The 17,119-nt window shown below is 74.4% G+C and carries 16 protein-coding genes; 4 read left to right on the forward strand and 12 right to left on the reverse strand.

Annotated elements, in window-relative coordinates; genetic code table 11:
• Nucleotides 1–51: 51 nt before the first annotated feature.
• The 7 genes from ACFC1X_RS39575 to ACFC1X_RS39605 form a co-directional block, all read right to left on the reverse strand.
• The gene (locus ACFC1X_RS39575; protein ID WP_376364224.1) at nucleotides 52–1,056 is read right to left on the reverse strand and encodes a twin-arginine translocation signal domain-containing protein; all 1,005 of its coding nucleotides are present in this window, start codon (nucleotides 1,054–1,056) and stop codon (nucleotides 52–54) included.
• A gap of 28 nt (nucleotides 1,057–1,084) precedes the next feature.
• Complete coding sequence (locus ACFC1X_RS39580) at nucleotides 1,085–2,365, reverse strand: transporter (protein WP_376364227.1); 1,281 nt, start codon at nucleotides 2,363–2,365, stop codon at nucleotides 1,085–1,087.
• A 3-nt stretch (nucleotides 2,366–2,368) separates the two neighbouring features.
• Entirely contained in the window at nucleotides 2,369–2,983 is a 615-nt protein-coding gene (locus ACFC1X_RS39585) for a hypothetical protein (protein ID WP_376364230.1), read from the reverse strand.
• On the reverse strand, nucleotides 2,980–5,109 hold the full coding sequence (locus ACFC1X_RS39590; RefSeq protein ID WP_376364233.1) for a hydantoinase/oxoprolinase family protein: 2,130 nt from the start codon (nucleotides 5,107–5,109) through the stop codon (nucleotides 2,980–2,982). Before ACFC1X_RS39590 ends, ACFC1X_RS39585 begins: the two co-directional genes overlap by 4 nt.
• 101 nt (nucleotides 5,110–5,210) lie before the next feature.
• Complete coding sequence (locus tag ACFC1X_RS39595) at nucleotides 5,211–6,809, reverse strand: FAD-dependent oxidoreductase (protein WP_376364235.1); 1,599 nt, start codon at nucleotides 6,807–6,809, stop codon at nucleotides 5,211–5,213.
• A 47-nt stretch (nucleotides 6,810–6,856) separates the two neighbouring features.
• Nucleotides 6,857–7,966 (reverse strand): LacI family DNA-binding transcriptional regulator, encoded by a 1,110-nt coding sequence (locus ACFC1X_RS39600; protein ID WP_376364237.1) that lies wholly within the window; start codon nucleotides 7,964–7,966, stop codon nucleotides 6,857–6,859.
• A gap of 168 nt (nucleotides 7,967–8,134) precedes the next feature.
• Nucleotides 8,135–8,647 (reverse strand): GNAT family N-acetyltransferase, encoded by a 513-nt coding sequence (locus ACFC1X_RS39605; RefSeq protein ID WP_376364240.1) that lies wholly within the window; start codon nucleotides 8,645–8,647, stop codon nucleotides 8,135–8,137.
• Nucleotides 8,648–8,953: 306 nt separating this feature from the next.
• Here ACFC1X_RS39605 and ACFC1X_RS39610 point away from each other — a divergent pair, with 306 nt between their 5' ends.
• The gene (locus ACFC1X_RS39610) at nucleotides 8,954–9,538 is read left to right on the forward strand and encodes a sigma-70 family RNA polymerase sigma factor (protein WP_161330600.1); all 585 of its coding nucleotides are present in this window, start codon (nucleotides 8,954–8,956) and stop codon (nucleotides 9,536–9,538) included.
• Nucleotides 9,538–10,290: an anti-sigma factor domain-containing protein gene (locus tag ACFC1X_RS39615; protein ID WP_376364244.1), complete on the forward strand. Its 753-nt coding sequence runs from the start codon at nucleotides 9,538–9,540 to the stop codon at nucleotides 10,288–10,290. The genes ACFC1X_RS39610 and ACFC1X_RS39615 overlap by 1 nt, the downstream gene beginning before the upstream one ends.
• 51 nt (nucleotides 10,291–10,341) lie before the next feature.
• On the opposite strand, the gene ACFC1X_RS39620 is transcribed toward ACFC1X_RS39615, so the two are convergent.
• From ACFC1X_RS39620 to ACFC1X_RS39640, 5 genes are read right to left on the reverse strand one after another with little or no spacing between them, the layout of a single operon-like run.
• The gene (locus ACFC1X_RS39620) at nucleotides 10,342–11,157 is read right to left on the reverse strand and encodes a DUF1295 domain-containing protein (RefSeq protein ID WP_376364247.1); all 816 of its coding nucleotides are present in this window, start codon (nucleotides 11,155–11,157) and stop codon (nucleotides 10,342–10,344) included.
• A complete protein-coding gene (locus tag ACFC1X_RS39625; RefSeq protein ID WP_376364250.1) occupies nucleotides 11,154–12,464 on the reverse strand; it encodes a class I SAM-dependent methyltransferase in 1,311 nt (436 codons plus the stop codon). The genes ACFC1X_RS39620 and ACFC1X_RS39625 overlap by 4 nt, the downstream gene beginning before the upstream one ends.
• Nucleotides 12,461–13,747 carry a class I SAM-dependent methyltransferase gene (locus tag ACFC1X_RS39630; RefSeq protein ID WP_376364252.1) on the reverse strand — a complete coding sequence of 429 codons (1,287 nt, stop codon included), beginning with the start codon at nucleotides 13,745–13,747 and terminating at the stop codon, nucleotides 12,461–12,463. Before ACFC1X_RS39630 ends, ACFC1X_RS39625 begins: the two co-directional genes overlap by 4 nt.
• Nucleotides 13,744–14,487, reverse strand: a complete 744-nt coding sequence (locus ACFC1X_RS39635; RefSeq protein ID WP_376364255.1) for a DUF1365 domain-containing protein — start codon at nucleotides 14,485–14,487, stop codon at nucleotides 13,744–13,746. Before ACFC1X_RS39635 ends, ACFC1X_RS39630 begins: the two co-directional genes overlap by 4 nt.
• Entirely contained in the window at nucleotides 14,484–15,764 is a 1,281-nt protein-coding gene (locus ACFC1X_RS39640; protein WP_376364258.1) for an NAD(P)/FAD-dependent oxidoreductase, read from the reverse strand. The genes ACFC1X_RS39635 and ACFC1X_RS39640 overlap by 4 nt, the downstream gene beginning before the upstream one ends.
• A gap of 178 nt (nucleotides 15,765–15,942) precedes the next feature.
• On the opposite strand from ACFC1X_RS39640, the gene ACFC1X_RS39645 reads away from it, so the two are divergent.
• Complete coding sequence (locus tag ACFC1X_RS39645; RefSeq protein ID WP_376364260.1) at nucleotides 15,943–16,347, forward strand: ATP-binding protein; 405 nt, start codon at nucleotides 15,943–15,945, stop codon at nucleotides 16,345–16,347.
• A gap of 70 nt (nucleotides 16,348–16,417) precedes the next feature.
• Nucleotides 16,418–17,101, forward strand: a complete 684-nt coding sequence (locus ACFC1X_RS39650) for an alpha/beta hydrolase (RefSeq protein WP_376364263.1) — start codon at nucleotides 16,418–16,420, stop codon at nucleotides 17,099–17,101.
• Nucleotides 17,102–17,119: the final 18 nt, after the last annotated feature.

Consider the following 17,119-nt stretch of genomic DNA (forward strand, 5'->3'; position numbering starts at 1 on the left):
GGGCCGCCCCGTCCGCTTAGGACGGGGCGGCCCCCTGTCATGGACCGGGTGTCAGCCGCGGGCCATCGCGATCGATCCCGCCAGGCGCTCACCCGCCTCGTAGATCATGTAGGGCACGCCGCGGTCCGTGCCGAAGGAGGGCGCGGCCGCGCGGCCGTTCTCCGGTGCGGAGCCGCGGGAGTTGTAGAAGACGCCGAGGTGCCTGCGGAGCGAGAAGTCGTTGCCGACCTCGGTGATCATCAGGTCGCCGCCGCTCTCCTTGTCCTTGTTGTAGACGACGTAGGTGCTGTCGTTCCGGTGCAGCAGGTGGGGTCCGCCCACGTTGACCGCGCCGACGTCGCCGTGGCGCACCAGGGGCTGCTGGGCGAACGTCCAGGTGCGGCCGTCCGCGGACCAGCCCCAGCCGATGTCGCGGTGGTTGGTCTTGTTGTTCAGCATGAACACCATGACGTAGCGGGCGCCGCGCGAGGGCAGGTCGTGCCGGAAGACCCGCGCGTACGAGGTCTCCGTGGTGCCGGACGGCAGCATCGAGGTGGTCAGCACCACCTTGTCGTAGGTGAAGTTCACCCCGTCCTTGGAGCGGGCGAGGCGGGTGGTGGTGTTCTCCCCGTGGAAGTACAGCCACATCTCCCTCTCCTCCGCGTTCCACATCACGTGCGGGGAGGAGACGTGGCTGACGGAGTAGTGCGGCGACCACGTGTGGGAGACGATCGGGTTGTCCGGGTACTCCGTGAACGGGCCCTCCAGCGAGTCGCCGTAGGCCAGGCAGATGCCGCCGGGGGCGTCGTGCGGGGCGTAGTACAGGTAGTAGCGGCCCAGCCGGCCGCTCGCGGGCAGCCGGTCGTAGACGCCCCGGACGGTCGGGAAGATGATCTCGCCGGTGGGGTTGTAGGCGAGCTGGGACGGCGTCAGCAGGGTGCGGACGTGGGTGTAGTCGGGGAAGCCGCCGGGCGCGGCGGAGGCGGCGGGTACGGCGGTGGCGCCCAGCGCGAGGGCGGCACCGGTGACGGCCGTGCCCTTCAGGAACAGACGGCGGTCGAGGTGCGGCTCGTGCATGTCGACTCCTGGGGGGAGAGGGGGTGGGTCAGAGGTACAGGGCGGCGGTGACGCACATGCCGCCGAGGGCCACCAGCCACACGTAGGGCAGGGTGCGGACCATGACCTGCTGCGGGCTGACACCCGCGTACTGGGCGGCCCACACCGTCTGCGTGCTGGTCGGGTCGGCGACGCCGAAGACCTGGTTGTACGAGGTGGCCATGCCGAGGACGGCGACGGCCGGGTAGATGCCGGTGGCGATGAGGACGCCAGCGATGCCCGCGCCGAGACCGAAGACGTTCAGCGGGCCGCGGTACAGGCAGAGCGGCACCAGCAGGGTGAAGACGAGGACGAACAGCACCGGGTTCTGCGGGCTGACCGCCTTCATCAGCGGCTCCAGCGCGTCGACGGCGCCGGGGAGCTTGACGGCGGCGAGCAGGATGCCGATCGCGACGAACAGGGCGAGCGGCGGCGCCGCCACCTCGAAGCCGCCGTACAGGGTGCGCAGCAGCCGCTTGTTCATCTCGCCGGGCCGGGTGGTGGTGACCAGCGCGTAGAGCACGCCCGCCAGCAGCGAGGGGATGATGGCCACCTCCAGGCCGAGGGCCAGCACCAGCGGGACGGCGGGGGCGAGCAGCGCGTACCAGGGCGCGTCGCCGAGGCGTTCGCGGCGCGACGGCGGCCGGGCGGCCACCGACTTGAGAGACCAGGCGTGCTCGGTGCCGCGCCGCCGGTTCTCGATCACCACGTAGGCGACGGCGGCGACCAGTGCGAACGGGAACAGCTTCACCATGAAGCCGCGCACCGTGTCGACCGGCAGGTCCAGCGCGGTGGAGAAGAACTGCCAGACGGGCAGTTCGAAGGGCACCCCGACCGCGATGCCCATCAGCACGGTGCCCGCGGCCGTCACCTTGGGCACGCCGACGGCGACCATGGCGGGGATGCCGATGATGCCGGCCAGCATCGCCGCGGGCGCCGATCCGGTGACCGTGCCGACGAGCGCGGAGACCGCGAGGACGCCGAGGGCGACGACGGTGGGCCGGTCGCCGCCGAACTCCACGATCTTGCGGACGAGGGTGCCGGCGATGCCGGTCTCGTCGAGCAGCTTGCCCAGCCAGGAGCCGAGGATGATGGCGACCATGGTGGCCGCGAGCGCCGGGGCGCCCTCCTGGAGCACCGTGTCCAGGACGCTGTTCTCACCGGTCAGGGGGGCGCCGGAGAGGAAGGCGATGACCACGGCCAGCAGGACCAGGGCGAAGGCGGTGGGGAGCTTGCGGGTGAGCATCGCGGCGACGCCGGCCGCCATGACGAGGAGGATGACGACACCCATGGGTCAGTTCTCTCTTCTTGCGTCACGTGCAGGTGAGGGGAGGTTTCCGGTCCCGGCCTCGGCGGCCAGGGCGGCGGTCAGCAGCAGGGGGCTGCGGCCGAGCCCGCAGACGGTGCGGGCGTAGGCGTGCGCGGCCACCTCCTCGGCGCCGGCGACGTGGCCGGGCACGCGCAGGCGGCCCAGGCGCAGGGCGTGGTGGCCGAGGGCGCGCTTCAGGGCGGCGCGGGCGGGGCCGTGGTGGAGGTGGGCGTGCACCGCCTCGTGGGCGAGGGCGGCGGCCCGTACGGAGCCCGCCGGGTACCAGGCGCGCCAGCCTCGGGCGTCGACGACGCGTTCGGCGAGCGCGATGGTGTCGGTGTACAGCTCGACCGTGGGCGGTCTGGAGGTGTAGCGGGCCAGCAGGCCGTGTGCGAGGCCGCCGTCGCTCTCCACGACTCTCGCCCCGCAGGGGACGGGTGCGAGGGCGGAGCCGAACGCGTCGGCGGTGCGGGCCCAGTGGCGCAGCAGCTCCGGGTCGCGGTGCTCGTGGGTGGGGGTGGCGGCCAGCAGCCGTACCGCCCACCCGATGTCGTCGGTGGCGGCGGGGTCCGCCGTCGCGGGGGCGTCCTGGACGGTCATTCCCGCACCTCCAGCACGGCGACGACGGGTTCGTCGGCGGCGCGGGAGCGCAGCTCGCTCCGGGCGAGGGCGAGCAGCGGCGCCGGGTCGAGGACGCCGGAGAGGTCGGCGATGCGGGAGCCGACCAGCAGCCGCACGGCGGGGGCGCGGACGCCTCCGTCGCCGTAGGAGGTGGCCTCGGTCACCAGCTTGGCCAGCACCTCGGGGGCGCTCGCGACGGTGGTCGCCTCGACCCGGGCGTCGGCCGCGTGGTGGCGTACGACGCCGTCGGCGTCCACGACCCGCACCGGGTGGCGGACGGGGCGGAAGCGGCGGTGCACCTCGGCGCCGTAGACGGTGTGCGCGGGGGTGCCCGCGAGCACGTCCACCTTGGACGGCTCGGTCCTGAGGCTGGTGGCGGCCAGGCGCAGCCGCTCGTCGTCGTCGGCGCGGTGGGCCCGGTCCTGGGTGCGCAGTTCGGTCGCGCCGGTGGCGATGGCGCGTACGACGTTGGTCTGCGGGTCGACGGTGACCTCGACCTCGACGCCGTCGGCGGCGGCGCCCTGTGCGACCACGGCGCGTTCGGCCTCGGCGCGGACGGCGAGGATCTGCTCCTGGGTCGCGCCGGGCACGATCCGCTCGACCTGTTCGCGGACCAGGGCGAGGGCGACGCCGATGGGGCTGATGACCTCGTTGTTCCGGGCGATGCGGCCGGTCATGCCGGTGCGGTCGGCCAGGTGCGGGGTGACGGAGGCCGCGCCGCCGCCTCCGCCGACCAGGACGGCGGTGTCGGTGTCCAGGCGGTACTCGCGCACCAGGTCGTCCACGACGGCCTTCACCTGGTCGGTGCCGGCGTCCAGGAGCCGGGCGGCGGCGGTGGGCACATCCGTGCCGAGGGCGGCGGCGAGCGGGGCCAGCGCGGCACGGGCGGTGCCGGGGTCGGCGTGCGCGAAGTCGCCCTCGGGGACCCGGCCGAGCGCGTTGGCGGCGCAGGTCATGGTGAGCGCGAACCGGCCGCCGGCGGCGTCGAGCACCGCGTAGTCGGCGGGGTCGCCGGGGAGCGGACTGATGGTGGTCAGCTTGGCGTCCCGCAGGTCGGCCGGGTCGGCGTAGCAGGCGTACGGCAGGCCCGCGATGTGGGCGCTGCGCGGTCCGGTGCCGGTGACCCGGCCGCCGGAGACGCGCACCATGGAGCCGCCGCCGACGCCGACCGTGCGCACGTCGAGGGCGTTGAGGTACGAGGTGCGGCCGAGGATGGTGGCGTGGCGGACCGCGACCTTGCCGCGCTTGACGACGCTGATGTCGGTGGAGGTGCCGCCCGTCTCCAGGAACACGCCCTCGCTGACGCGCTCCTGCATCAGCGCCCCGGCCACCCCGGCCGCGGGTCCCGACAGCACGGTCAGCAGGGGCCTGCGCCGCATCTCGTCGAGGGACATCACTCCCCCGTCGCAGCGCATCACCATCAGCGGCGCGGTGACGCCCGCCTTGGTGATGGAGGCGTCGACGAGGTCGGCGGTGGCCAGCATGCGCGGCAGGATCGCCGCGTTGACCACGGCGGTGCGGGTGCGCTTGCGCAGTCCGTACAGCGAGGTGATCTCGTGGGCCCCGGTGGTCGGCAGGCCGGTCGCGCGGGCCGCCTCGGCGACCGCCGTCTCGCCCTCGGGCCGGTCGACGCCGAACGGTTCGCTGGCCACCAGGGCCTCCGCGCCGGCGGTGGTGAGCCGCTCCACGGCGGTCCGTACGGCGGTGGCGTCGTCGGGGTCGGGCACGTGCGCGTAGTGCAGCGGCAGCCGTTTGCCGGGGGTGAGTTCGAGCTTGGCGAGCGAGGCCAGGCGGCGGGTGAAGTACGTCCCGCCGCCGGTGCCGATGCCGAGCAGGCCGACGGTGGCGACGTCGCCCTCCAGCAGGGCGTTGGTAGCCTGGGTCGTGCCGTGTGCCAGGAAGGCGACGTCGGCGGGTGCGTGTCCGGTCTGCGTCAGCAGCCGGTCGAGCGCTTCGACGATGCCGTGGGCGACGCCGTCCTCGTGATGGTGGCTCGTGGGGACCTTCACCTGGCCCACGAGCCGGAGCGTCGTGGCGTCGACCGCCACGGCGTCGGTGAAGGTTCCGCCCACGTCGATGCCGACGCGGATGCGGTGGGTGGTCATGTCCGGGCACCTCCTTGTGCTGGGTCGGTCCGCACGCGGGCGGTCACCGGGCGGGGCAGGTGGAGCTGCCCCGCCCGAACTCCCCGCGCGCGCGGGGTCGTTCAGTAGCCCCTGACGTCGGGCCAGTGACGCTGCACGCCGCCGCGGTCGAGGACCTTGGCGAACTCGTCGTACCTCTTGTCCTCGGCCTGCACCTGATGCGGCTCGACGTTCTCGGTGAGGCAGTGGGCGGCGAGGGCTCCGGCGACCTCGCCGATGTTCCACTCCACCGGGTGCAGCCGATAGCAGCCGTTGGTGATGTGCGTGGTGCCGAGGTTCTTGCCGGCCGGCAGCAGGTTGCGCACCCGGCGCGGCACGAGCGCCCCGAGCGGGATCTCGAAGGGCACCGAGCCGATGTCGACGTAGTTGTCACCGCCGGTGGACGGGTGCAGGTCGATGCGGTAGTTGCCGACGCCCACGGAGTCCCGGTGGCGGGTACCGCCGTAGGGGCCTACCAGGTCGATGGCGACGTCGTGCTCGGTGACGGTGGTGACCGCCTTGATGCGGCGGGACTCGCGGACGTAGGCGGCCTTGGCGAGTCCGTCGGGGGTGCCGGTCACGTCGGGGCGCGGACGCAGTCCGGGGAATCCGGTGCCTCCGTCCGTGCGCGGCGCCTCGGTCTGGAGCCAGTACAGCACCGACAGGGACAACTGCCGTGCCTCGCGCAGTGCTTCGGCCTCCTGGCCGATGTAGGGCTTCAGCCAGTAGTCGTTGAGGGGCCAGTTGACGAGGGTGATGTCGGAGTCGAAGGCGCCGTCGGTGTGCAGCTTGCGGGCGAGGATGCGGCGGAAGCCCCACAGCTCCTTGTCACCCGCGTCGGCACTCTGGTCGGCGCTGACGACCAGCGGGTCGAGGTCGGGGTTGGGTTCGAAGGTGCGCCGCACCGGCTCCAGGGTGCGCGGGTCGGGGGCCTCGAAGCCGAGCAGCGGGCCGGGCCAGAAGTCGGGCCGGTAGGAGCGCCAGAAGTCGTAGTCGGCGGGGCGGTCGACGGTGTGGTCCTCGCCCTCGTGGTGGGAGAGGGCGAAGCAGACGGTGATGCCCTGCTGGTTGTCCGGCTGGGCGTGCTCCGGGGCGTGGGGTTCGTCGAACTCGGCCATGGACTCGGCCCCGTTCGCGTGCTCGACGCCCGCGAGATGGAGGAGTTCGCCGGTCTCGGTGGCGTCCAGGACGTAGCGGGCGGGGACGGTGCGGCGGGTGCCGTCGCGCAGGTCCTCCAGGGCGACGGCGCGCACGACATCGTTGTCCGACTCGGCGGCCACGGGGCGGTGTTCGGTGAGGACGGTGAGGCGTCCGGCCGCCAGGTGCGGGGCGAGCATGCCCTCCAGGACGGCGAGGGCGGCCTTCGGCTCGTGGCACAGCTTGCTGACCCGCCCGGCGCCCGGGTTGAGGTCGGTGAGCGCCAGCGCCTCGGCGCGCAGGGGGTACCACTGGCGGTAGTACTGGCGGATGCCCTTGCGCAGTCGCCGGTAAGTGGCGGTGGTGCCGAACTGCTCGACCCACGGGTGTTCGTCGGGCGGGACGGCCTGGCTGGTGAGCTGGCCGCCGATCCAGTCCGTCTCCTCGGTCAGGACGACACTGCGGCCGGCCCGGCAGGCGGCGAGGGCCGCGGCGACGCCGCCGAGGCCGCCGCCGACGACGAGGATGTCGGGTTCCGGTATCACGCTGCTCCTCTGGTGGTGCGGTGGGTTCGGGGTCGGGTGACGGGGGTTCAGGGGGTGGCCGGCGGTCCGGCGGTGGTGCCCGGTCTGAAGGCGCAGGCGACGAGCGTGCCCCTGGCGGGTTCGCCCGCGACGCGGACGGCGAGCAGCCGCACCGCCTCGGCGCCCAGCGTGGGGCGGGGGATGTCGAAGCCCATGGGGGCCGGTTCGTGGGCGAGGTCGGCGGGCGGGCTGCCGAGCAGTGCCAGCGACACCTGGCCGGGGCAGTCCAGGCCGGCCGCGTCGACGGCGGCGCGCAGGGCCCGCCAGGCGACGCCGGTGTCGGTCTCCTCGGCGACGAACGCGGTCACGCCGTCGGCCAGCCAGGCGCGGACGCGGTCGGCGGTGAGGTCGCGGCGCAGGTCGCCGGAGCGGAACACGGCGTCGGGGCCGGCGGGCAGTCCGCTCGCCGTCAGCCCGTCGAGGAAGCCGCGTTCGCGGTCGGTGGAGGCGGGGGCCTCGTCGTCCTCGCGGACGAGCATGACCCGCCGGTGGCCGAGTCCGGTGAGGGTGGTGACGACCTCGCGGCTGGCGCTGACGTAGTCGGCGCCGACCCAGGCGAGGCCCTCCGCCTCGTCGGGCCGGCCGACGTGCACGACCGGGAAGTCGTCGGCCACCAGCCGGCGCAGTTCGTCCGCGGGGGCATGGCGGCCCAGGAAGAGACAACCGTCCGCCAGCCGCACCCGGTTGAGCGCGCCGGCCCCGGACGCGCCCGCTCCCCCGCTGCTGGAGCCGGTGAACAGCACCAGGTCGTAGCCCTGCGCGGCGGCCTCCTGCTCGACGCCGACGAGGAAGGGGTAGTACGAGTGCCGGACGTCGGTCGGGAAGGTCGCGGTGAAGCTGAAGACGCCGAGCAGGTTGTTGCGGGCGGCGGCGAGGCGGCTGGCGGCCGGGTCGGGGACGTAGCCGAGGCTGCGGGCGGCGTCCAGGACCTTGCCGCGGGTCTCCGCCGAGATCGGCCGGCCGGTCGCGAGGTCGCGTCCGGAGAGCACCAGGGACACCGTCGCCTGCGACACACCCGCGAGCCGGGCGACCTCCGCCTGCCTCGGCCGGCCCCGTCGGCCGGGCGGCGCGGGGGCCCGCCCCGGCTTCGCCCGCCCTGTGGCTTCCTTCGCCACCACTGCTCCCCTCGATCGCGTTAATGCGCATTACCTAATGCGCATTAACCAGTAATGTGAAGGAGCCCGGACGCGGGGTCAAGGGTTTGGACCGAGGAAAATGCCGTGTGCCGGCGGGAGGGAGTCCCGCCGGCACACGGTGTGTCGGATCAGTCGCGGATCAGTCGCGGATCAGATACCGAAGGGCGCCGCGTACCGGACGGTGCCGGCGGGCAGCGGGTGGGCGGCGTCCAGGGTGAGGGCCATGAGGGCCTCGTCCGGGACGTCGATGGTCAGGCCGATGCCGTGGGCCGAGGCCCGGGTGAAGCCGAACCGGGGGTAGTACTCGGGGTGTCCGAGGACGACGACATGGTGCTCGCCGAGCCGCTCGGCCGCCGCCAGCGCGGCCCGGACGGCGGCCGCACCGGCGCCGCTCCGCTGCGACCCGGGCCGGACGGCGACGGGTGCCAGGCAGAGCGCCGGGTGCTCCCCGATGTGGCAGCGGGTCAGCAGGGCGTGGCCCACGGGTCGGTCGGCGTCGTCGACCGCGACGACGGACAGGCCGTCGATCCAGGCCCCGGGGTCGGCGCGCAGCGCGTCGACCAGGGCGGCCTCCTCCGGGGTGGGGAAGGCGGCGCGGACGATGTCGCGGATGACGGGGATGTCGGCGCCGGTCTCGGCGCGGGTGTTCCAGGTGTGAGGCATGACGGGACGGGGATCCGTTTCTGGTGTCTGCGTTCGTGGGATGCGGGGTCAGGCCGCCGCTCGGGACGCGAGGGAGATCCGGGCGCCGCGAAGGGCGGCGTCGAGCACGGTCATCAACCTCACCTCCCTTTCCTCCCGCTCCGTGGAGCCGATCGAACGCGGACGGGGGCCAGTGTACCCGTGGGAGGGTGGGCGTCGGGCGAGGTCACCGCGTCCTTCGGCGGCCCGGCGACCAATCCGCGGGCCGTCCGGCCCCGGATTACGCGGGGACATGCCCGCCCGTCGCGTTCTTTTGGAGAAACCGTCGTGAAGGAAGCCGTACACATCGGCAGAAATCCATCGTCACAGCCCGACCTGCAACAGCTGATCCGCGAGGTGGCCCTCGGCGATCAGGACTCCTTCGCCGCGGTGTACGACGCGATGGCGGGATCCGTGCTCGGGGTCGCCCGGGCGGTGCTGCGCGACCAGGCGCAGTCCGAGGAGGTCGCGCAGGAGGTACTGGTCGAGGTGTGGCGCACGGCGCCGCGCTACCGGCCCGAGCGGGGCACGGTGGTCAACTGGATCCTGACCCTCGCCCACCGGCGGGCGGTGGACCGGGTGCGGTCGGTGGAGGCCGCCGCGGCCCGCGACCACAAGGCCGCCCTGCTCGACCGTACGCCCGAGTTCGACGAGGTGACGGAACAGGTGGAGGCCCGGCTGGAACGCGAGCAGGTGCGGCGCTGTCTGCGCACCCTGACCGAGATCCAGCGCCAGTCCGTCACCCTGGCCTACTACCGCGGCCTGACCTACCGGCAGGTGGCCGAGGCGCTCGCGCTGCCGCTGGGCACGGTCAAGACGCGGCTCCGCGACGGCCTCATCCGACTCCGCGACTGCCTGGGGGTGAGCGCGTGATGCGCACCGAGGACCTGCACAGCCTGACGGGCGCCTACGCCCTGCACGCGCTGCCCGACGACGAGCGGACCGCCTTCGAACGGCATCTGGCGCAGTGCGCCACCTGTGAGCGGGAGACCAGTGAGTTCGCCGCCGCCACGGCCCGGCTGGGGCTGGCCGCGACGCTCGTGCCGGGCCCCGCGATGAGGGACCGGGTCCTGCACCGGGTCGCGACCGTGCGCCAGGTCCCGCCGGGTGGCGGCACCGTCGAGAAGGCACGCCGCGTCGTGCCCCGGGGGCGTGGTCTGGGCCGTTGGGCGCTGGCCGCCTGCCTGGCCGCCGCGGCGGGGCTGGGTGGCACGGCGGTGTGGCAGTACGAGCGGGCGCAGGACGCCGGGGAGCGGGCCGCACAGGCCGAGCAGCGGGCCGAGACGCTGGCCGGGGTGCTGGCCGCGCCGGACGCCGAGTCCCGTACCGCGCGCCTGGCCGACGGGGCCACCGGGACGGTGGTGGTCTCCGGGAACCAGGACCGGGCCGTGTTCCTGGCCTCGGGCATGGCCGAGCCGCCGCGGGGCAAGGTCTACCAGCTCTGGTTCGACGACCACGGGACGATGCGTTCGGCGGGCCTGATGGATCCGGGCCGGTCCAGTCAGGCGGTGCTGATGGAGGGCGCCGTCGACGGCGCGGGCGGCGTCGGCATCACGGTCGAGCCGGCCGGCGGGTCGCCGCAGCCGACCTCCGACCCGGTCGCCCTGATGAGCATGCCGGCCTGAATGGGGTGAGGGCCCGCGCGCGAGCCCTCACCCCGCACGACCACGTCCGCTCTACGCCCGTCGGCGCGGCGGGCGCGGGAAGAAGCCGCTGGTGCGTGCCGCGTACTCGGACCACCCCGGGCGGTCGGCCATGTGCCGTTCCAGCAGCCGCTTCCCGCTGCCGCCGATCAGCAGGTACGTCATGACCAGCGGGGAGATCACCGAGACCGCGGCGGCCGCGGGGCCCGCGTCGCAGGCGATCAGGAACAGGCCCCACCAGACGAGGAAGTCGCCGAAGTAGTTGGGGTGCCTGGTCCAGCTCCACAGGCCGCGGTCCATGATGCGGCCCTGGTGGGCCGGGTCCGCCTTGAAGCGGGCCAGTTGGGCGTCGCCGACGGCCTCGAAGGCCAGCCCGACGGCCCAGACGGCCGCGCCGGTCCAGGCCAGCGCCGTGACCGGGCCGGAACCGTAGGAGGCCGCCTGGACGGGCAGCGACACCAGCCATACGAGGGCGCCCTGGAGCAGGTAGACCATGCGCAGGGCGTAGAGGTTCCGGTTGCCGGGTGCCTTGGCCAGCATGGCGTCGTAGCGCGGGTCCTCGCCGTGGCCCCGGCCGCGCCGGCCGATGTGCACGGCCAGCCGCAGCCCCCAGACGGCGGTCAGGACGGCGACCAGGACCTGACGGACCGGGTCGCCCTCCCCCACCGCTGCCGCCACCGCGCAGGTCACGACCGCGACCGCGGCGAAGCCGAGGCCCCAGGCCACGTCCACGACCCGGTGCACGCCCTTGCGCACGGCGACCGCGAAGGTGGCCAGCATGACGGCGAACGCGGCGGCCGCCGCCCAGCCGAGGCCGGCGGCGAACGCGCCCCACGGGAGGCCGGTCACGACGCGTCCAGCCGCTCGTACCACTCCCCCGAGGTGGCGGGCATCCCGCTGACGCCCTCGGCGGTCGGCCGTACGCCCAGGATCTGGTCGACGCCCATCCGCCGCTGCTCGAAGGCGAGCGCGCCGCCCACCAGGTACAGCCGCCACACCCGCGCGGTCTCCTCGCCGACGAGGGCGGTGAAGTCGTCCCAGCGCTCCTCCAGGGTGCGCTCCCACGCGGCGACGGTGCGGACGTAGTGCTCGCGCAGGGACTCGGTGTGGCGCACTTCGAGTCCCGCGTCCTCCATGAGCTGGACGGTCTCGCCCAGTGGCCGCATGTGCATGTCGGGGGCGATGTAGGCCTCGATGAAGGCGCCGCCGCCGGGGGCGTTGCGGCCGCGCGACATCTGCTGCACCAGGACGCGGCCCTCGGGCCGTACCAGGCGGTGCAGGGCGGCGGCGAACGCCGGGTACTCGGCGTCTCCGACGTGTTCGCCCATCTCGACGCTGGAGACGGCGTCGTAGTCGCCGCCCGTGATGTCGCGGTAGTCCTGGCAGAGGACCTCCACCCGGTCCTCAAGGCCGCGCTCGCGCACCTGTTCGCGGACGTGGGCGGCCTGCTCCCGGGCCAGCGTGACCGCGGTGACCCGCGCCTTGTGCCGTTCGGCCGCGTGCAGGGTGAGCGAGCCCCAGCCGCAGCCGATGTCGAGCAGGCGGGCGCCCTCGGTGAGGCCCAGCTTGCGGCAGATCAGCTCCAGCTTGGCCCGCTGGGCGTCGGCGGCGTGGGCGTCCGTGTACTCGTCCGCCCACAGGCCGCAGGAGTAGGCCATGGTGTCGTCGAGGAGGAGGCGGTAGAAGTCGTTGGAGAGGTCGTAGTGGTGGCTGATGGCGGCGCGGTCGCGGGACTTGGTGTGCAGGCCGCCGCGCAGCCGGGCCTGGGAGGCGGGCACCGGCGGGCGGGGTCCCACGGCGCCGAGGCGGACGGCGGTCGCGGCGGCGCGGGCCCGGTCGGCGAGGCCCGGGCGGGGCGGATGCGGGCGGCGTTCGCGGGTGGCCGCCCACATCCGGCGCAGGCCGTCGGCCAGGTCGCCGTCCACGTCGAGTTCGCCGGTGACGTAGGCCTGGGCCAGGCCGAGTTCGCCGGGCTGCCAGAGCAGGCGGCGCAGGGCGCGCCGGGAGCGTACGACGACCACGGGGCCGTCGGCGGGGCCGGTCTCCGTGCCGTCCCAGGCGCGCAGCCGGACGGGGAGCGGACCGCCGAGCGCGTCCTCGACGAGCGCGGCGAGCCGGTGGGCGGCGCCGGTCCGGGCGGTGCGGGCGGGGGTCATCGGGCGGTGCCCTCCTTGGTGAACAGGTACTGCTGGACGTCCAGGTAGGCGGCGCGGAAGCCGGCCTCGGAGTAGGCGAGGTAGAAGGTCCACAGGCGCCGGAAGGTCTCGTCGAAGCCGAGGGCGTCGACCTCGGCGGCGCGTTCGGTGAACCGTTCCCGCCACAGCCGCAGCGTCTCGGCGTAGTGCGCGCCGAAGCCGTCGCGGCGGGCGACGCGCAGTCCGGTGTGGTCGCGGACCGTCGTCTCGATCGCCTCCGTGGAGGGGATCAGGCCGCCGGGGAAGACGTACTTCTGGATCCAGGTGTGGGTGGAGCGGGAGGCCGTCATGCGGTCGTGCGGCAGGGTGATGGCCTGGAGGGCGGCCCGCCCGCCCGGGGCGAGGCGGTCGTCGAGGGCACGGAAGTAGACCGGCCAGAACTCGGCGCCGACGGCCTCTATCATCTCGACGCTGACGACGGCGTCGTAGGTGCCCTTCTCCTCGCGGTAGTCGCGCAGTTCGACCCGCACGCGGTCGGAGACTCCGGCCTCGCGGGCGCGTTCCAGGGCGCGGTCGCGCTGTTCGCGGGAGAGGGTGAGGGAGGTCACGTGGGCGCCGCGCGCGGCGGCCCGCAGGGCGAGTTCGCCCCAGCCGGTGCCGATCTCCAGGAGCCGGGTGCCGTCGCCGACCTCGGCGAGGTCCAGCAGCCGGTCGATCTTGCGCTGCTGTGCGGTGGCGAGCGACTCGCGGCGGGCGGGGAAGCCGAGGAAGACGGCCGAGGAGTAGCTGAGGGTGTCGTCCAGGAAGAGGGCGAACAGGTCGTTGGACAGGTCGTAGTGGCTGCTGATGTTGGACCGGGCGCCCTCGGGCGTGTTGCGCAGGGCGGCGGGCTGCCGCTGGTGCCACAGCCGGCGCAGCCGCTGGAGCGGGGCGGGCACCAGGTGGGCGGCGTTGGCGGCGAGCACGCCGAGGGCGCCGACCAGGTCCGGGGCGTCCCACTCGCCGGCCATGTAGGACTCGCCGAAGCCGATGAGGCCCTGGGCGCCGATCCGGCCGTGGAAGGCGTCGGGGTCGTGGACCTCCACCAGCGGCCCGCCCAGACCCACGGTGTCGCCGTCGGCGAACCGCACCCGCAGCGGCAGCCGGTCCAGGGCCCGGCGGACGACGGCCGCGGCGACGGTGCGGCGTGCCCGGGAGGCCCGGGGCGGGGCGGCCACGTCGGGCCAGCGGTGCGGGTCGACCGGGGTGCTGCGGACCGAGGGGACGCGGGACGCGGTGGCGGGGCGGGGGTGGGTCGCGGTCATGTCGCTTTCTCCGTGGTGCGGTTGTTCGGGCGCGGCTGGACGGGGAGGCCGCGCAGGTAGAGACGGATGCCGTGCCTGCGGATGCCGATGGACACCGCGAGCGTCGACAGCGGGTGCCGCAGCGCGAGCCGCAGGAGGGCGGTGGGGGTCGCCTCCCGCCGGTTGCCCCGGACCGTCGCGGTGAACGGGCGGCTGCCGGGCCGGTCCAGTCGTACGGTCAGGTCGAGGCGGTCCGCGGGCAGCGGCAGCCGCATGCGGTAGGCGCCGTCGACGGGGAAGAACGGCGAGACGTAGAAGTCCTTGTCGGCGTGGGCGACGCCCGTCTCGTCGGGGTGGAGCAGGTAGGCGTGGCGTTCGCCGTAGGTGTTGTGCACCTCGGCGACGACGCAGCGCGGGGCGCCGTCGGGGCCGTGACACCAGTAGAGGGTCAGCGGGTTGAAGACGTGGCCGAGGACGCGGGCGTGCGCGAGCATGAGGACCCGGCCGCCCGCCAGGTCGACACCGCGGTCGGCGAGGAAGCGGTCGAGGCCCGCCCGCAGGGAGGGGGCGTCGCCGGCGAAGTGGTCGCGGGCGCGGAAGCCGGCGAGGGGGCGCAGCGGGCGGGGCAGTTCGGGGAGGTGGTCGAGGTCGACGAGCCACATGTAGGTGCGGTGGCGCAGGGTGTAGCGGGTGGGGTCGGTGCGTACGTGGACGGTCTCGCAGGGGTACAGGCCGGGCCGGGCCGTGGGGGTGCGGGTCACCAGGTCACTCCGAGGGCTTCGGCGGCCTCCACCCCGGAGCGGCAGCCGTCCTCGTGGAACCCCCAGCCGTGGTAGGCGCCGGCGTAGGCGGTGACCGGGGTGCGCAGGCCGGCCAGCCGGCGCTGGGCGGCGACCGACTCGGGTGTGTAGACGGGGTGTTCGTAGGTCATGCGGGCCAGCACCCGGTCCGGGTCGACGCGGTCCTCGCCGCCGAGGGTGACGACGTAGGTGTCGGTCGCGTCGAGGCGTTGCAGGCGGTTCATGTCGTAGCTGACGCGGACCCGGTCGGCGCCCGCGTCGCAGGACGGCATGAGGTAGTTCCAGGAGGAGCGGGCTCCTCGTGCGCGGGGCAGCAGGGTGGTGTCGGTGTGCAGGAGGGTGGCGTTGCGGGAGTAGCGGAACGCGCCGAGGACCTCCTTCTCCTCGGGCGTCGGGTCGGCCAGCAACTCCAGGGCCTGGTCGGGGTGGACGGCGACGACGAGGTGGTCGTAGGTGTCGGTGGTGCCGTCGGCGGCGGTCACGTCCACGCCGTCCGCGTGCCGGGTCACCGAGCGGACGGGGGTGGCGGTGCGTACGTCGGGCAGGCGCTCGGCGATCCGGTCGACGTAGGAGCGGGAGCCGCCGGTGACCGTGCGCCACACCGGTGAGCCGCCGACCGCGAGCATGCCGTGGTGGTGCAGGAAGCGGAACAGGTAGGCGGCCGGGTAGCGCAGGGCGGTGACCGCGTCGCAGGACCAGACGGCGGAGACCACGGGCGTCATGAAGTGGGCGCGGAAGTACGGCGAGAAGCCCTCGCGGTCCAGGAATTCGCCCAGGGTCAACGCCTGGTCGGCGTCGGCGCCGAGCAGCCGGTGGGCGGCGCGGTGGAAGCGGGGCACCTGGGCCAGCATGCGCAGGTAGGGGCCGCTCAGGGCGTTGCGCGGGCGGGCGAGGAGACCGGCGGGGCCGCGGGCGCCGGCGTACTCCAGTCCGCAGCCCTCGCACCGCACCGACATGCTCATCTCCGACTCCTGCGTGGCGACGCCGAGTTCGTCGAAGAGGCGCAGCAGGTTCGGGTAGGTGCGGCGGTTGTGCACGATGAACCCGGAGTCGACCCGGTGGACCCGGCCGTCCGCGGCGGCCAGTTCGTGGGTGTGGGCGTGGCCGCCGAGGCGGTCGTCGGCCTCGTAGAGCGTTACCTGGTGCGCGTGGCCCAGTACGTACGCGGCGGTCAGACCGGCCACTCCGCTGCCTATGACGGCGGTGCGGTGTGCGGTCTCCCCTGACGCTCGCGGCATTTCGCTACTCCTCCACCCCACGGTGATCAACGCTGGCGTGGGTAATCCGGAGCCGGGTCCCGAGCGGATTGGGCCAGGTTGCGGGCGCTCTCCGGGAGAGCCATCCGGAGGGCGTGCGGCAACGAATCAACAGTGGGGAGGTAAGCGCAGGAAATGGGAGAAAGAGTTCCGAGGAGCCATGAACGACACCTATGAGCCGGTGGCCCAGGGGCCCGCGTACGGGGTGCACGTCGTACGCCGCGAGGTCCGGGACCGGCTCACGTCCTGGGGCACGGGCGCGCTCGCCGCGGACGCCGAGCTGGTCGTCGCGGAGCTGCTGGCCAACGCCGAGCAGCACGGCAGGCCGCCGGTGCGGATCGCCCTGACCCTGCGGCGCGGGGCGCACGGCGGGTGCACGGTGCGGGTGGAGGTCACCGACTCGGGCGACGCCTTCGACGTCGGGCGGGTGCGGGCACGCTGGCGGCACCCGGCCTTCGACTGGGGTGAGGACGGGCGGGGGCTCTTCCTGGTCGACGCCCTCAGCGCCCACTGGGGGGACCGGCCGGCGCCGGGAGGGCACACTGTCTGGGCCGACCTGTGCTGACGGTCCACCCATCCGCGGGCGGTGCGGCAACGGATCACCGATGACCGGCGAGGGCAGGGGAAGGGACCGGATGAGCGTGCGGGACGAACCGTCGGCAGGGGCGCTGTGGGTGCGGCGGAGGCCGCGGCGGACGGGAGCGGCGGTGCTGGTCCTGCACGGTGGCCGCGCGGACAGCCGGCGGGCCGCGCGGCCCTGGCAGCTCGCGGCGTTGCGGATGCACCCGTTCCTGCGGTCGCTGGACGCGGCCACCGACCGCGACGACGTACTCCTCGGCCAGGTGCGCTACCGCAGCCGCGGCTGGAACGGCGCGGCCGAGGATCCGCTGCACGACACCCGGCGGGCGCTCACCGAGCTGCACCGCCTGGTCGGTGAGGTGCCCGTGGTGCTGCTGGGGCACTCCATGGGCGGCCGGGCCGCCCTGCGCGCCGCGGAGGCCGCCCAGGTACGGGGTGTGGTGGCCCTCGCCCCGTGGGTGCCGCCCGGCGAGCCGGTCGCCCAGCTGCGGGACCGGCGGGTGCTCGTCCTGCACGGCAGCCGCGACCGCGTCACCGACCCGGCGGAGTCCGCCACGTACGTCTCCCGCGCCCGCACGGCAGGCGCCCGGGCCGACCTCCTCCTCGTGCCGGGCGGCGACCACGCCATGCTCCGCCACCACACCCACTGGCACCGCACGGCGACGACCGCGGTCGCCGACCTGCTCACCCAGCTCGACCCGGACGATGCTCCCGGGCCGTCCCCGGCGGCCGGACGGTGAGCGTCAGACCCTCGGCAC

The sequence above is a fragment of the Streptomyces sp. NPDC056128 genome (assembly GCF_042263835.1).
Lineage (GTDB): Bacteria > Actinomycetota > Actinomycetes > Streptomycetales > Streptomycetaceae > Streptomyces.